Source organism: Thermoleophilum album (genome assembly GCF_028867705.1).
In the GTDB taxonomy this organism is placed as follows: Bacteria; Actinomycetota; Thermoleophilia; order Solirubrobacterales; family Thermoleophilaceae; genus Thermoleophilum.
In genome coordinates this window covers 1455299-1470410 of record NZ_CP066171.1, presented here as the reverse complement: position 1 = coordinate 1470410, position 15112 = coordinate 1455299, and the positions used below count along the sequence as shown (strand labels likewise).

15 protein-coding genes are annotated in these 15112 nt (G+C 72.1%); 13 read left to right on the top strand and 2 right to left on the bottom strand.

Features of this window, described 5'->3' with window-relative positions:
• Positions 1-46: 46 nt before the first annotated feature.
• Entirely contained in the window at positions 47-1999 is a 1953-nt protein-coding gene (asnB, locus tag JDY09_RS06905; protein ID WP_274716193.1) for an asparagine synthase (glutamine-hydrolyzing), read from the bottom strand.
• Between the two features lie 127 nt (positions 2000-2126).
• Here asnB and JDY09_RS06900 point away from each other — a divergent pair, with 127 nt between their 5' ends.
• From JDY09_RS06900 to JDY09_RS06880, 5 genes are all read left to right on the top strand, one after another.
• Positions 2127-2516 (top strand): hypothetical protein, encoded by a 390-nt coding sequence (locus JDY09_RS06900; protein WP_274716192.1) that lies wholly within the window; start codon positions 2127-2129, stop codon positions 2514-2516.
• Between the two features lie 111 nt (positions 2517-2627).
• Positions 2628-3476 carry a ribonuclease PH gene (gene rph, locus JDY09_RS06895; protein ID WP_274716191.1) on the top strand — a complete coding sequence of 283 codons (849 nt, stop codon included), beginning with the start codon at positions 2628-2630 and terminating at the stop codon, positions 3474-3476.
• A gap of 23 nt (positions 3477-3499) precedes the next feature.
• Positions 3500-4081, top strand: a complete 582-nt coding sequence (gene rdgB / locus JDY09_RS06890) for an RdgB/HAM1 family non-canonical purine NTP pyrophosphatase (RefSeq protein WP_274716190.1) — start codon at positions 3500-3502, stop codon at positions 4079-4081.
• Between the two features lie 6 nt (positions 4082-4087).
• Entirely contained in the window at positions 4088-5143 is a 1056-nt protein-coding gene (locus JDY09_RS06885) for a cation diffusion facilitator family transporter (protein WP_274716189.1), read from the top strand.
• A 92-nt stretch (positions 5144-5235) separates the two neighbouring features.
• Positions 5236-7479 carry a GGDEF domain-containing protein gene (locus JDY09_RS06880; protein WP_274716188.1) on the top strand — a complete coding sequence of 748 codons (2244 nt, stop codon included), beginning with the start codon at positions 5236-5238 and terminating at the stop codon, positions 7477-7479.
• A gap of 49 nt (positions 7480-7528) precedes the next feature.
• On the opposite strand, the gene JDY09_RS06875 is transcribed toward JDY09_RS06880, so the two are convergent.
• Entirely contained in the window at positions 7529-7678 is a 150-nt protein-coding gene (locus JDY09_RS06875) for a hypothetical protein (RefSeq protein WP_274716187.1), read from the bottom strand.
• A gap of 19 nt (positions 7679-7697) precedes the next feature.
• Between JDY09_RS06875 and JDY09_RS06870 the strand changes: the two genes are divergently transcribed.
• From JDY09_RS06870 to JDY09_RS06835, 8 genes are all read left to right on the top strand, one after another.
• On the top strand, positions 7698-8183 hold the full coding sequence (locus JDY09_RS06870; RefSeq protein ID WP_274716186.1) for a hypothetical protein: 486 nt from the start codon (positions 7698-7700) through the stop codon (positions 8181-8183).
• Positions 8180-8410, top strand: a complete 231-nt coding sequence (locus JDY09_RS06865) for a hypothetical protein (protein ID WP_274716185.1) — start codon at positions 8180-8182, stop codon at positions 8408-8410. The genes JDY09_RS06870 and JDY09_RS06865 overlap by 4 nt, the downstream gene beginning before the upstream one ends.
• 72 nt (positions 8411-8482) lie before the next feature.
• The gene (locus tag JDY09_RS06860; RefSeq protein WP_274716184.1) at positions 8483-9877 is read left to right on the top strand and encodes a TldD/PmbA family protein; all 1395 of its coding nucleotides are present in this window, start codon (positions 8483-8485) and stop codon (positions 9875-9877) included.
• On the top strand, positions 9874-11283 hold the full coding sequence (locus tag JDY09_RS06855; protein WP_274716183.1) for a TldD/PmbA family protein: 1410 nt from the start codon (positions 9874-9876) through the stop codon (positions 11281-11283). The genes JDY09_RS06860 and JDY09_RS06855 overlap by 4 nt, the downstream gene beginning before the upstream one ends.
• 128 nt (positions 11284-11411) lie before the next feature.
• Complete coding sequence (locus JDY09_RS06850; RefSeq protein ID WP_274716182.1) at positions 11412-11684, top strand: HU family DNA-binding protein; 273 nt, start codon at positions 11412-11414, stop codon at positions 11682-11684.
• 56 nt (positions 11685-11740) lie between these two features.
• Entirely contained in the window at positions 11741-12670 is a 930-nt protein-coding gene (gene pyrF, locus JDY09_RS06845; protein ID WP_274717999.1) for an orotidine-5'-phosphate decarboxylase, read from the top strand.
• Between the two features lie 128 nt (positions 12671-12798).
• Complete coding sequence (locus JDY09_RS06840) at positions 12799-14115, top strand: D-alanyl-D-alanine carboxypeptidase family protein (protein WP_274716181.1); 1317 nt, start codon at positions 12799-12801, stop codon at positions 14113-14115.
• The gene (locus JDY09_RS06835; protein WP_274716180.1) at positions 14112-15092 is read left to right on the top strand and encodes a 1-phosphofructokinase family hexose kinase; all 981 of its coding nucleotides are present in this window, start codon (positions 14112-14114) and stop codon (positions 15090-15092) included. Before JDY09_RS06840 ends, JDY09_RS06835 begins: the two co-directional genes overlap by 4 nt.
• Positions 15093-15112: the final 20 nt, after the last annotated feature.

Sequence of the window (15112 nt, the reverse complement as noted above, 5' to 3'; positions counted from 1 at the left end):
CTAGCAGGGCAGGCGGGTTCTCCTCGGCACGACCAGGCCCTCCCGTCTAGCGCCCCCGAGCGGCCACGTCGCTGCTTGTGGTCCCGCCGCTCCGCGGCTGGGCGGCGGTGCCGGCCCCGAGCTCGCCGTCTCGCGGCAGCGGATCGACGAACGCTTCGAACCAGGCGGCGAGCTCGAGCAGGCAGTAGAGAAGCTGGGCGTGGTTCGCTTTGCCAGCGCGGTGCTCTGCCACGAGCTGGCCGACGGCATCGGGGTCGATCAGCTCGGCGGCGCGCGCCCCGTCCCTGTAGCGGCGCGCCACTTCGGCCCCTAGCTCGGCTCGCAACCACTGTTCGTAGGGGGTCGTGAAGCCGTGTTTGGGGCGCTCGACGATTTCGGCCGGGAGCAGTCCGGCCACCGCCAGGCGGTGCAGATGCTTGCCGCGGCGCGGTCGCACGCGCCGTCGCCCTGGGATCCGCTCGACGAAGCGCAAGAGCTCGAGGTCGAGGTAGGGGACGCGCAGCTCGAGCGCGCTCGCCATCGTCATCTTGTCGTTGGCGACGAGCAGGTGGTCGGGCAGCCAGAGGTGGGTGTCGACGTACAACGCCTGCTCGAGTGCGTCGCGGTCGCCGACGTCGCCGGCGACCTCGCCCACCAGGGCCGCTCGCTCCACCTCCGCCTCGTCGGGCAGGTTGCCGGTCAAGCGCGCGCGCGTCGCCGCGTCGCTGATCTCGACGAGGCGGGCGATCGCGGCGGGGAGCGGGCGCACCCCGGCGAGCGCCGCGAGCCGCCGCACGGCGGGCGCGCGTGCGGCAAGTCGCGCACCGGCGCGCGCGGCGCGTGCGGCCGGACCCGGCAGGCGGGCGAGGATGGAGAGCGCAAGCGCCGCTTGGTGGCGGCGGTAGCCGCCGTGCGGCTCGTCGGCGCCCTGCCCGGCCAACACGACCTTCACTTCCTGGCGCGCGAAGGACGCGAGCTCCAAAAGAACCGGCGCCGACGGGATCCCGCAGGGCTCCTCGAGGTGGCGGATGGCGCGGTCGATCCCGTTGCGCATGCTCTCGGCGCTGAAGGTGGTGGAGCGGTGGCGGGCGCCGAGCAGCGCGGCTGTGCGTGCGGCGGCGGCTCGCTCGTCGAGTTCCTGGCCGCTGTCGGGGAAGCCGATGGTGAAGGTCCGCGGCGGCTCGCCGCCACGGGCGGCGATCGCGGCGACGACCGCTGCCGAGTCGACGCCGCCGCTGAGCAGCGCCCCCACCGGCACGTCGGCCATCAGCTGCCGTTCGACGGCGTCGAGGAAGCGGTTGCGCAGCTCGGCCGCGAGCTCGTCGTCGTCGAGATCCTGGAAGTGCGCGGCCGGTGGTCGGCGGTAGCTCGAGACGCGTGGCGGCCCGCCCACCGTCGCGACCAACAGCGACGCCGCCGGCAGTTTGCGGATGCCGGCGAAGAGCGTGCGCGGCGCCGGTACGAAGCGCCAGGCGAGGAAGTGGTCGAGCGCGACCGGGTCGACGCCGTCAGGTTTCACGCCAGCAGCGAGCAGCGCGCGCACCTCGGACGCTGCAGCGACGCGGCGACCGTCGCTCCACCAGTAGAGCGGTTTGACGCCGAGCGGGTCGCGCGCCAGCACCAGCCGTCGGGCGTGACCGTCCCAGAGCGCGAGCGCGAAGATGCCGTTGAGGCGCTCGAAGAGCGCGGTACCCCACTGTTCGTAGCCGTGCACGACGACTTCGCAGTCGGAGGCGGTGGCGAAACGGTGACCGTGCTCCTCGAGCGCTTTGCGTAGCGGCAGGTGGTTGTAGATCTCGCCGTTGACAACCGCCACCGTCCGGCCGTCCTCGCTACGCAGAGGTTGCGCTCCGCCGGCCGGATCGACGATCGCAAGCCGGGTGTGAACGAGGTGGGCGACGCCCTCGTCGGCGATGCCCTCGCCGTCGGGGCCGCGGTGGCGGAGAGCGCCGATCATCCGCTCGGCACCGGCAGCGGTGAAGGCTGCGCCTGGGTCGAGAAGAGCTCCGATGCCGCACATCGCCGGCCAATGTTCGCAAGTGGCGACGTTCGTAGCCCTGTCGTTGCGACGCGCGAGCGACGCTCGCGGTGCGCTGCGATCCGCCGCGGCGCTGGCACACGCGACGACAGAGGAGGTAACACACGCGATGATCGCCGAACCCGCGCGCCCTTCTGCGAGCCTCGCGGCTTCCCGGGAAGACCGCGATCGCGGCTGCCGGTCGCACAAGCTCGCTACCGACGTCTGCGATCGCAGGAGCGCGCTCTACGACACCCGCGACGCGCTAGAGCGTGCCTACTACCGCACGCTGGTGCGCGCGCACTTGGCGTGCACCGGCGCCGCCGCGGGCTGGCGTCGCCGGCTGCATAGCGAGCGCGGCCAGGGCACGGTCGAGTACGTCGCGCTGATCCTGCTCGTGGCCCTGGTATTGGCGGGCGTGGTGGCGTCGCTCAAGGGCTTTCGAACCGGCAAGGGTAAGACGCTCGCCGACACGCTCCTCGACAAGATCACCGATGCGATCGAGAGCGTGAAGTTCTGAGCGGCTCGCGGCGCCTGACCGGCAGCCGGTCGCAGCGCTGCTGCGAGCGCCAATTGCAGGGCTCGTGTCCGCGACCGTCGGCCGCGGCCGTGGCGTGCGAGCATTCGTTTCATGGACGACGCGGGCGCATCCCCTGGCCGACCAGACACCGCCGCTGATCCGATCGGAACCACTGCCGACGATCGCCCCGCCGATGGCGGGGGAGTCTTCGAGCGCCCCGACGGGCGGCGTGCGGACGAGCTTCGGCCGGTCACGATCGAGCCGGACTTCGTTCGCACCGCCGCCGGGTCGGCGCTCGTGACAGTCGGCGGTACACGTGTGATCTGTACGGCGACCGTCGAGGAGCGGGTGCCGGGGTGGCTCGAGGGCTCGGGCGAGGGGTGGGTGACCGCCGAATACGGGATGCTGCCCGCCTCCACCGGCGAGCGCAAAAAGCGTGACGCAGCCCGCGGCCGGCCCGACGGACGCACTGTCGAGATCCAGCGTCTCATCGGGCGCGCGCTGCGCCAAGCGGTCGATCGCGCCCGTTTGGGAGAGCGCACGGTGTGGGTCGACTGCGACGTCCTCGAGGCCGACGGGGGGACGCGCTGCGCGGCGATCACCGGCGGCTACGTGGCGCTCGCTCTCGCGCTGCGGCGGCTGCGGGCCGAGGGACGGCTTGCGACCGATCCGCTCGTCTGTTCGATCGCTGCGGTGTCCTGTGGCGTGGTCGACGGTCGGGCACTGCTCGACCTCGACTACAGCGAGGACTCGCGCGCCGAGGTCGACATGAACGTCGTGATGAGCGACGCTAGCGACGTGGTCGAGATCCAGGCGACAGCCGAGCGCACGCCGTTCTCGCGCGCCCGGCTGGACGAGCTGCTCGAACTCGCCGCCCGCGGCTGCCAGGAGCTCCGCGCCGCCCAGGAGGCGGCGCTCGCCGCTGCGCCCGTCGGCGGCCCCGGCGACGCCGCCGCGTAAGCCAGGGGGCTCGGAAGCCGGTCGTGCGCTACGTGGTCGCCACCCGCAATCGGCACAAGCTCGCGGAACTCGAGCGTCTGCTCGCCCCGCTCGAGCTCGAGCTGCTGCCCGAACACGTTGCGCTTCCGCCCGAGACCGGCGCGACATTCCGCGACAACGCGCTGCTCAAAGCGCGCGCGGCGTCCACTGCCCTCGACCGCCCCGTCTTGGCCGACGACTCCGGGCTCTGTGTCGAAGCGCTCGGCGGTCGCCCGGGTGTGCGATCTGCTCGTTATGCCGGCGAGGGCGCGAGCGACCGCGCCAACCTCGAGAAGCTCGTGCGCGAGATGAGCGGCCGCGCCGACCGCCGCGCTGCGTTCGTCTGTGTGCTGGCCCTCATCGACCCGCACCGCGAGCGCGAGATCGTTGTCGAAGGGCGCTGCGAGGGCGTGCTAGCCGAGGCTCCGCGCGGCGAACGAGGCTTCGGCTACGACCCTCTGTTCGTACCCGACGATGTCGGCGACGGGCGCACGATGGCCGAACTCGAACCCGGCGAAAAGAACGCGATAAGCCACCGCGGTCGCGCCGCGCAAGCCCTCCTGCGCGAGCTCGGCCTCCGCCCCTGATCGCAGATGGTCGCTGCGGCTAACGAGACGGCGCGCGCCTCCCGCATCCCCGCTCGCCGCGACCGTGACCGTGACGCCCGCCGCAAGGCAGCTGCGGCCGCGCTCTCGATCGCTTCCAACTCCCTGCTCGTCGCGCTCAAGCTAGTTGCCGGTTTTCTCACCGGGTCGGTGGCGATCCTCACCGAGGCGGCCCACTCCGCGATCGACCTCTTGGCATCGGTCGTCGCGTTTGTTTCGGTCCGCAAAGCAGCGCAGCCGCCGGACCGCAGCCACCCGTACGGACACGAGAAGGTCGAGCACCTGGCCGCGGCGACCGAAGGGCTGTTGATCCTGGCTGCCGCCGCGATCCTCGCCTGGGAGGCCGTGCACCGGCTGGTGGCGGGCAGCGAGCTGCAGCTTCTCGGCGTGGGTATCGCCGTGGTGGCGCTGTCGCTCGTAGTCAACGTGATCGTGTCGCGTTTCCTGTACCGGCGTGCGGCCGAGACCGAGTCGCCCGCCCTGGCCGGGGACGCCGCGCACCTCTCGACCGACGCGCTCACCTCGGCGGGTGTCCTGGTCGCGCTCGTTTTGGTCGAGGTGACCGGTGTCTACGCCCTCGATGCGATCTGTGCTCTGCTCGTCGCCGCCGTCATCGTCGTGGCGGGCGCGCGTCTCGTTACGCAGTCGTCGCGAGTGCTCGTCGACGAAGCCCTGCCCGATCACGAGCTTGCTGCGATCCGCGCCGCGGTCGAGGGACACGAGGCGCGCGAGGTGCTTGGCTTCCACAAACTCCGCGCTCGCCGCGCTGGCAGCCGCCGCTACATCGACATGCACGTGCAGTTCGGCAGCGGCACGACACTCGAGCGTGCCCACGAGCTGGCACACGACCTCGAACGGCGCATCCAAGCGCGGCTCGGTAACGCCGACGTGCTCATTCACCTCGAGCCGGAGGCTTCTCTGCGCCGCGAGCGCGACAGCGGCGAGCGCCAGCGGGACACAGGGCGCACGGGCGGCGCGGTGTCGCCCACGCCAACCGAGCGCAGCGACGACGGCGGGACGAGCGGCTCGACGACAGGCACCTAGACCGCAGCGCCGGGCCACGGCATCGAACACTCGAGCGTTCTGCAGGCGTTCTGCTAAAGGCCGGCACTGCACCGCGCCGATACGCGCAACAAATGCTCTCCCGCCTCCTCGATCGCGTTAGCACCTTCCTGTGCCGCAACGACGCCGAGCGCGGCCGGCTGATCGACGTCAACCGCCGCATGCGCTTCGCGTCGCGAGTGTCGGTGTTGCTGTTCCTGGCGGTGGCGCTTATCGGGCTTCCGACGTTCGGCCCGCTCTACCTGCTGCCGGTGCCGCCTGCAGCGGCGATCTTCTTCGCCGCGCAGCGTCGCTTGCGCCGGTCGAACCGCCCCGAGCTTTTGCTCGCCGGCGCGTGGCTCGCGGCCGAGCTCGCGACCGCTGCGGCCATCGTCCTGGCCCATGGCCCGTCGCTTCACCTGCTACCGGCGCTCGCGCTCCCCACCCTTCTCGTCAGTGCGGTGTTCCCGACCCGCGTCGCCGTCGCCGGCATGTTCGCCACGTGGGTGATCATCGCCCTCACAGCGCTTGCCGCCGATCCCCACCTCGTCCTTAGCGAACCACCGTACGCCGTCTACCCGATGGGCGTGCTCGGGGCTTTGACGATGCTGTTCTCGCTCGGACGCAGCGCCGACCAGGCGTCGCGAGCGAGCGCGATCGTCGATCGCCTGACCGGAGCGTTCAACCGTGCAGCACTGATTCCGCGGCTCGCCGAGCTCGACCACCTGATCGCCGGGTCGGGACGCCGCGTCGCTGTCATCGTCGGCGACCTCGACGGCTTCAAGCTCATCAACGACACGCACGGACACGACGTCGGCGATCAGGTGCTGCGCGAGGTGGCGGAGCGGCTGCGCGCCGAGCTCGGCCCGTACACGCCGCTGTACCGCTTCGGCGGCGAGGAGTTTCTGGTCCTCCTTCCGGACGCATGCGAGAAGGACGCGGTGGCACTCGCCGAGCGGATGCGCCAAGCCGTGCGTTCGGCACCGCTCGCAGGTTTGCGCGTGACGATGTCGTTCGGCGTCGCCTGCGCTGGCAGCGACGCGTTCGACTTCGACGAAGTCTTCCGGGCCGCCGACGCCGCGCTGTACGCAGCCAAGCGACGGGGTCGCGATCGCGTGTGCTCGTCGGGCACCTGCCCCGAGGCCAACCTTCCCCGTCGACGCCGGACGGATGTCGAAATCAAGGTGGAACCGTCGGGGCTGGCAGCACCCAGCGGACAGGTTCCACCGAGCGCGCGCGACCAGGGTCTGCTTCACGAGCAGATCGAGCAGGCACGCGCCGAGCACGGAAACTGGCTCGTGCAAGACGAACTTGAGCGCGAGCACATGCTCGACATGCGCGACCGCTTGGAGCGCGTCTCGGCGCTCGCGTGGCTTTCCGGAACGGCGGCGGTGATCTTCGCCGCGCCGTGGTACGGGTGGGCGCCGGTCCTGGCCGTTCTCGTCGTGGCGCCGCCCTTCCGCATCCTCTCGGCACGCCTGCGGCACATGCGGCGCCCCGAGTTCCCGCTGATCATCGGGTGGACGATCGCCCAAGCGGTGATGGGTTGCGGTTACTTCTTCGTCGAGGGCAAGCCGCTCCATTCGTTGATCGTGCTGGTGCCCTTCGCGAGCATCTACGCGATCGTCCTGCCGCGGCGGGGGGCGATGTGGACAGGTTTCTTCAGCGTGTTCGTGATCATCGGGGCGGCGTTGATCTGCGACGCCGAGCGAGCACTCGCCGAGCCGGTGCTAGTCGCCATACCGCTCGCACTGCTCGGCACCGGTTGCCTGGTGGGCTCGGTAATCGGCTCGTCGGCGATCGACCACCGCTCGGTGGCGGTGATCGACGAGCTCACCGGTCTGTTCAACCGCCGTGCGCTCGAGGCCAAGATCGCCGAGCTCGTCGCCGTCAGCCGTGCCGGCGAGCAACAGGTCGCGCTGATCGTCGGCGACATCGATCGCTTCAAGCTGATCAACGACGAGCACGGCCACGCGCGCGGCGACGCTGTGCTCGCCGAGGTGGCGCAACGTCTACGCGACGAACTGCGCGCCTTCGACTCCGTCTACCGCCTCGGCGGCGAAGAGTTCGTGATCCTGCTGCCGGGCGTCGACGAGGAGGCGGGAGCGGGGATCGCCGAGCGGTTGCGGACTGCCGTGGCGCGCCAGGCGATCGAAGGGCTCGCCGTGACGATGTCGTTCGGTGTCGCCGCGACGGTTCCCGACGAGGTCTTCGACTTCGACCGCCTCTTCCGGGCCGCCGACGGTGCTCTCTATCGCGCCAAGCGCGCCGGACGCGACCGCGTCGAGGTCGTTCGCCCGCGCGAGAGTGAGCTTGCGGCTGCGGCTGCCGCTGCCTGAAGGCGGGGCCGCTTGCCGGACGTGGCGCTACAGCTCGCCAGATCTCGCGCTACATCAAGTTGACGGCCGCGGCCAGACCGACCGCGACGAGCACGCCGGCGTAGCCGTAGTAGCCGTTCACAGCGAGCAGCGCGGCGGTTACGGCGCACAGAGCGACAGTCGTCCACCAAGCAGCGCGAGCGAGCGACGCGTTTTTCATTGGACCTATTCTGGCCGAGGTGGACCGACGCACGCAGAGATCCCGCACCGCTGGCAGCGCGGGCAGCGCTGGCGGCGCGGGCAGCGGGAACGGCCCGCGCGCCGGACGCCGGCCGACGCGCCGCCGGCGAGGGGACGGCGGCGCGGGCGCGGCGCGTGCCAGGTCGACAGCGGCACTCGCTGCGCTGCCCGGTGTCGAAGCCGCAATCGATATCGAACGCGGGCGTGTGCACGCCTACGCCGGCGTCGCGGCCGCCACCGCTGCGCGGCTAGCCGACCTGGCGCACGAGCTGGGGGCGCTCGCGCCGCCCGACGGCGAGTTGTGCGTACGAACCCGCCAAGGGCAGGTTCTTCTCGCCCGCCGCGGCGAGCGGACCCTGTGTGCTGTGGCCGGCCCGGGAGTGCTCGCCACGACGCTCCTCTACGACCTGCGGATGGCGCTCGACGGCAGGTTCCCTGCGCCGCCGGCAACCGCCCGGACGACAGCGAAGCGGAGGGACTCGTGAGCTCGGCGAACAGACCCGGTTGGCTCGTCAACGGCCTGCTCGCCGTCGCCGAGAACGTCGGTGCCGCTGTACGGCGCGCTCGGCGCGAACGCGAGCCGCGCGTCGTGCGCGTGACCGCCGACGGCCGCCGACACACGCTCGAGCCCGGCGCGCGCGGGTACGATCGCGCCCTCGAGCTGGCAGACGAGATGATCGCCGTCGTCCGCACCGAGAGCGACGAACAGTGAACACAACACGAGCGCAAGCGCTGGCCGAGGCATGTACGTGCGCGCTTGCCGCTGGCAAGGTCAGGAAGCGCCGTGGCTGAGGCATCCACGCTGGTCGCTCCCGATGTCGCCGAACGTGTGCTGGCGCGTCTTCTCGCGCACGGTGGTGAGCTCGGCGAGCTGTTCTGCGAGGAGCGGCGGTCGCTGGCGCTGGTGCGCGACGATCGCAGGCTCGAGCGCCCGCAGCTCGGGTCGGAGCGCGGCGCCTGTCTGCGCATCGTCCGCGACGGGGCGACCTTCTACGGCTACACCGACAGCGTCAGCGAGGGCGAGCTTTTGGCTCTGGCCGCCTCGCTCGCGAGCGCGGCGCGGGCGGGTGCGCGCACGCCGGCGCCGCTCGCCGCGCCGCGGCAGCGCCGGCTGCACGACGTCGCGGTCGCCCCGACGGCGGTGAGCATCGCCGACAAGGCCGATCTCGTCGCTCGCGTAGACGAAGCCGCCCGCGCCCAGGGCGTCGCGGTGGTCCAGGTCCGAGCCGGCTACGCCGAAAGCACTCGCCGTGTCGCGATCTTCAACTCCGACGGTGTGTCCGCCTGCGACGAGCGCACGCGTGTGCGCCTCACCTGCCAAGCCGTAGCTCGCCGCGACGGGCGCACCGAAAGCGGCGTCGAGACGCGCGGCGGCTGCGCCGGCTTCGAGCTTGTCGCCGACGCCACCGACGTCGGCGAGCGCGCTGCACAGAAGGCGCTGGCGCTGCTAGATGCAGTCGATGCGCCGACCGGCGAGATGCCGGTGGTGGTGGGCAACGGTTTCGGCGGCGTCCTGTTGCACGAAGCGGTCGGCCACGGGCTCGAGGCGGACGCTGTCCAGAAAGGCGCGAGCGTCTACGCGGGGTTGCTCGGCAAGCGTGTCGCCCCGCCGTTCGTCACCGCTTACGACGACGGCGCGCTCGCTGGCGCGTGGGGCAGCGATGGTTGCGACGACGAGGGAACGGCGACCCAGCGCACGACGATCATCGCGGAGGGCGAGCTCGTGGGCTACCTCTACGACCTCGTGCGGGCGCGCGAGGCCAACGCCGCGCCGACCGGCAACGGCCGCCGTGAGTCGTACCGGCACCCACCCCTGCCGCGCATGACGAACACCTACTTCGCTCGCGGCGACGCCTCTCCCGAAGATCTCATCGCGGGCGTGAGGCGCGGCTTGTACGCCGTCTCCTTCGGCGGAGGCCAAGTCGAACCGGCGACGGGCGACTTCGTCTTCGGCGTCTCCGAGGGCTACCTGATCGAGAACGGCCGCGTGACCGCACCCGTGCGCGGCGCGACGCTAGTCGGCAACTGTCTGCGCGCCCTTGCGGCGATCGACGGGATCGCCGACGACCTCGAGATCGCCACTGGCTTCTGTGGCAAGGGCGGGCAGTCGGTGCCCGCTGGGGTCGGCCAGCCCCACGTGCGCCTGCGCTCGATCACCGTCGGAGGGACGCGGGCGTGAGCGGGGACGGACACGGGCGAGCGAGCGCCGGCGCGGGTGCCGCCGGCCGGCGGCACGAGCTAGCCGCCCGCGCTGCCGCGGAGACCGCGCTTGAGGCGGCGGTCGCTGCCGGCGCCGAGGCGGCCGACGCGTGGGCGGAGCGACGTCGCAGCCGTCGCGTCGTCGTCTGGCGCGAAGCCGTCGAAGAGCTCGGCGAGGCGGTTTCTTGCGGCGTCGGGGTGCGGGCGTTTGTCGACGGGCGCTGGGGTTTCGCCTACGCCTCCGGCTTCGCCAGCGACGAGCTTGCCGAAGCGGCGCGGGCGGCGGTCGCCCTCGCGCGGATCGCCGATCGCGAGACAGGCGCTGGTTTGCCCGACCACTGTGGGCAGGCAGGGGTGCCCGACCTCGCTGACGAACGTCTGCTTGCGGCGACCAGCGACCACTGTGTCGAGCTGGCGCGGGCTTGCGAGCGCGCGGCGCGCGCACAGCGTGCCGTCACCGACGTCGAGCAGGTGGTCTACCAGGACGCCTGGCTCGAGGTGGCGCTCGCCAACAGCGCGTCGTTCGCTGGCGCCTTCACCGCGTCCTCCGCCTGGATGTACTGCACCGCTTTCGCCGGCGAGGTTGGCGAGCGGATGAGCGGTTTCGGTCTCGACATCGCGCGGGCGCCGCACGGGCTCGACCCGGAGCGGACCGGCCGCGAGGCAGGCGAGCGGGCAGCGCTACTCGCCGGTGCTACGAAACCGCCGAGCCGTCGCTGCGCGGTCGTGTTCGACGCCTTCGCTGCTGCTGCCCTCGTCGCCGCCGTGGGCGAGATGCTCTCGGCCGAACAGGTCGAGCGCGGCCGCTCGCCGTTCGCCGACAAGCTCGGTGCCGAGGTCGCTTCTTCGTCGCTGACGATCGCCGACGACGCGACGCTGCCCGACGGTCCGGCGAGCGCTCCGTTCGACGGCGAAGGATCGCCCACAGGGCGCACCGAGCTGATCGCCGGGGGGCGTCTTTTGACGTTCGTCCACGACGTGCGCACCGCCCGCCGGGCAGGCACGAACACCACCGCCAACGCCCTGCGCAGCTCGTACCGGACGCCGCCCGTGGTCGGCGTGTCCAACCTCGTCGTCGCGGGCGAGCAGGTGCCTTTCGCGCAGCTTCTGGCGACGCTCGGCGACGGCTTCTACATCACCGACCTGAGCGGCTTGCACTCGGGTGTGAACCCGGTCTCGGGGACCTTCTCGGTCGGCGCGTCGGGCGTGGTCGTGCGCGGCGGAGAGCTCGCCGAGCCGGCGCGCGAAATGACCGTCGCGGGTTCGTTGACCGACCTGTTGCGCAACGTGCAGGCGCTCGGCGACGACCGACGCTGGGTGCCGCTGGCAGGCAGCGTCTCGACGCCCTCGCTCCTCGTCGACGGCATCACCGTCTCTGGCCGCTAGCTACCGCTCCCTGCGCTTTTCCGCTCCCTGTGCTCCCTCGCCGACACGCTCGAAATTCCGCATGGGCACTGACTTCGTCCGCTTCGGTTGTTAGGTTCACACCGTCAACCCGCGAAGGAGGAACGGACGTGACAAAGGCAGAGTTCATCGATCGGGTCGCCCAGAAGACGAACTTCACGAAGGCTGACGCCGAGCGCGCGGTCAACGCCTTCCTCGAGGTCGTGACCGAGACGCTGAAACGCGGCGGCGAGGTCAACTTCACCGGCTTCGGCAAGTTCTCGGTCACGAAGCGTGCCGCCCGTCAGGGCATCAACCCGCGCACCGGTGAGAAGATCAAGATCGCGGCCGCCAAGGTGCCGCGCTTCACGCCCGGCTCGCAGCTCAAGAACGCGGTCAAGTAGCGGTTTCGCCTGACAGCTCGGGGACGGGCCGCGCGTCCGCCTCCTTTGTCGAGCGGCTGGCGGCGCTCGTCGAGGAGCGCCGCAGCCGTCTTGTCGTAGGGATCGACCCCGATCCGCACGCGCTCTGGCCGGGAGCGCTGACGGGGGTCGGTGCCGTGCTGGGTGCGGCGGGGGAGGGGGAGGGCGAGCACGCCGCGCAGCAGGGCGAGGACGCGCGCGCCGCGGCGGCCGCCGCGGTTCGCGCCCATTGCGAGGCGGCTATCGCCGCGGTCGCCGACCACTGCGTGGCGGCCAAGTTCCAGCTCGCCTGTTTCGAGCGGCTTGGCCCGCCCGGTTGGCAAGCGCTCGAAGCGGCGGTCGCGTTCGCGAAGAGCGCGGGCCTGCTCGTGATCGCCGACGGCAAGCGGGGGGACGTGCCGACGACCTCGCGCGCCTATGCGCAGGCGCTCTTCGGTGGTGGCGAGGGGCCGTTCGGGGTTTTGCCGGGCCTCGGGGCCGACGCCGTCACCGTCAACCCGCTGCTCGGGCGCGACGCGCTCGCACCCTTCCTCGACGCAGCCGAGGCGGTCGGCGGCGGCTGCTTCGTGCTCGTGCGCACCTCGAACCCGGGTGCCGGCGAGATCCAGGACGAGCCGCGGGGCGATCCGCTGCGTCTGCGGCTCGCCCGTTTGGTCGACGAGCTCGCCAACGAGCGTGCTCCGGACGCTGCGCTTGCACCGATCGGCGCGGTGTGCGGGGCTACGCGGCCCGAGCTGCTCGGCGAGCTGCGGCGCGCCATGCCGCGCGCCCCGATCCTCCTCCCTGGAGTGGGCGCCCAGGGCGGCAGCGCCTCGGCGGTGCGCTCGGCGCTCGGCGCGCACCCTGCGTCGGCGCTTGTCACGGCGGCGCGATCGATCGTCGACGCCTGGCGTGAGGAGGGCTCGCCCGACGCTGCCGCGGCGGCTGCGCGCGCCGCCCAGCGGCTGCAACGCGAGTCGTGGACCTAACCGGGGCGAGCTCGCCGCCGCCGCCGACACGTCGGCGGCGGCGGCCGCGCGGGGACGGTGCGGGCCCCGCTGCGCGTCGAGCGTCGCGCGGACGGCAAAACCGCCGCGCTCCTCCTATGCTCGGCGCGGTGAAAACGGCGCCTTCTCCGCGCAGCGCGGTCTCCTTGGTCGCGACTGTGGTCCGCTCGGTGGCCGTCGCGCTCGCACTGGTCCTCGTCTCGGGGTGTGCCGCCGCCAGCGCGGCTCGCGCGGCGAAGGTGCTGCCACGCGAACGCCCGCGTTCGTCCGCCGTCGCTGCCCCGCAGCTTGCGGGTCGTGTCGCAGCGGCGATCGTCGTCGACGCACGCGACGGGCACGTGCTCTTCGCCTACAGGCCCGACCGGGCTGCGGCGATCGCCAGCACCACCAAGCTGATGACGGCACTCCTCGCGCGCGAGCGCCTGTCGCTCGACGCTCGCGTGCCGGCGGTGCGCTACCACGCGCTCCCCGCCGAGTCGGTGCTGGGGCTCGCCCCCGGCGAGCGGCTCGCCGTCCGCGACCTGCTCGCGGCGACCTTGCTCGCCAGCGCTAACGACGCGGCCGCAACGCTCGCGCGCGCGGTGGCGGGATCGCAGCGAGCGTTCGTCGAGCTGATGAACCGCCGCGCCCGCGAGCTCGGGCTTAAGCGCACCCGCTTCGCCAACCCGATCGGTCTCGACGCCGCCGGTGCCGGTTCGACAGCGCGCGAGCTCGCGGCGCTCGCCCGTGTCGTGTTGCGCGACCGCTTCCTGGCACGTGTCGTCGCGATGCCGCAAGCGTTGCTTGTGTCGGGAGCGCGGCGCCGGATCGTGACGAACCGCAACGACCTCGTCGCCCGCTACCGCTGGGTCGACGGCGTCAAGACGGGTCACACCTCGCGCGCTGGGTATGTGCTCGTGGCCTCGGCGCATGGGCGTCTCGGTCAACGCGTCCTGAGCGTCGTGCTCGGGTCGCGTAGCGAAGGCGAGCGCGATCGCTACAGCCTCGCGCTGCTGCGCTACGGCCTCGCGCTGTACGGCGCGCGGACCGCGCTCGATCCGCGCCGCACGCGTCGGCGCGTGCATCTCGCCGGGACGAGCGCGACACCGACGGTCGTGCCTGCCCGCCGCCGCGCGGTGGTCGTCAGGCGCGGCCAGACGCTCGCCGTGCGCCTGCGTGTCCGCCCGGGATTGCGCGCCCCGCTCGCGGCGCGCAGCGCGGTGGGCCGCTTCGAGGTGTTGGTCGACGGCCGCCGTGTCGCCACCGAACCGGCGCTGCTGGCCACGGCGGTCGGTAGCGCCGGCACTTTCCGCGCGCTCGACGAGCGTCTCGGTAGTGGCTTGACGCTCGCTCTGCTCGGCGCCATGCTGGCAGGGGCTCTAGCTGGCCTGCGTTCCGCGCGGGCACGGCGAGGAACCGGCCGAGCCGAACTCGACACCGGCAGATGATCATCACGGTCACCCTCAACGCCGCTATCGACCGCACCCTCGCCGTCCCTAGCTTCACGCTCGGGCGGCGCCACCGTGCCGTCGAACAGACGACGATGGCGGGCGGCAAGGGCGTGAACGTGGCGCGTGCGCTCAAGCTGCTCGGGCAACCTGTGATCGCGACGGGGTTCGCGGGCGGCGCCACCGGTACGCGCATCATCGAACACCTCACCGAGCAGTCGATCCTCAACGACTTTGTGCGCATCCGCGAGGAGTCGCGGACATCGACAGCCGTCGTCGATCCCACCACCGGCGTGCAGACCGAGATCAACGAGCGCGGCCCGCGCGTCACCGAGCAGGAGCTCGCGCTCTTCGTCGACAAGCTGCTGTACCTCGCCAAAGGCGCCGAGCTGTGCGTCTTCGCGGGCAGCCTGCCGCGCGGCGTCGCCGACGACTTCTATGCCCGCATGATCGGGGAGCTGCGCACGCTGGGCGTCGAATGCGTGCTCGACTCCGAGGGCGAGCCGCTGCGCCAAGGCGTGCGCGCCCGTCCCGACCTCGTCACTCCCAACGAGCCCGAGGCCGAGGAGCTTGTCGGCCACGAGTTCGTCGACCCGGTCGATCGCTTGCGAGCGCTGGGCGAGATCGCCGAGCTCGGGGCTCGCCAGGCGGTGCTGACGCTTCCCGACGGTTGCATCGCCCTGCTCGAAGGTCCCGGCGGCGAGCGCGAGCTGTGGCGGGCGACGCTCGAGCCGCTCGAGCCGGTGTCGGCGGTGGGCTCGGGTGACGCCTTCCTCGCTGGCTACATCGCAGCCCTCTACCAGGGGCGTCCAACGCCCGAGCGGCTCGCTTTCGCGGTCGCCTGTGGTGCCGAGTCGACGCAACACTTCGGCGCCGGCACGCTCGATCCGCGCGCCGTCGAGCGGCTTGTGCCGACCGTCGCGGTCGAGCGCATCACCGCCGCCGAGCCGTTGGCTGGGATCGTCGGCGGCGCCTGACGCGGCGGCGCTGTCCCGCG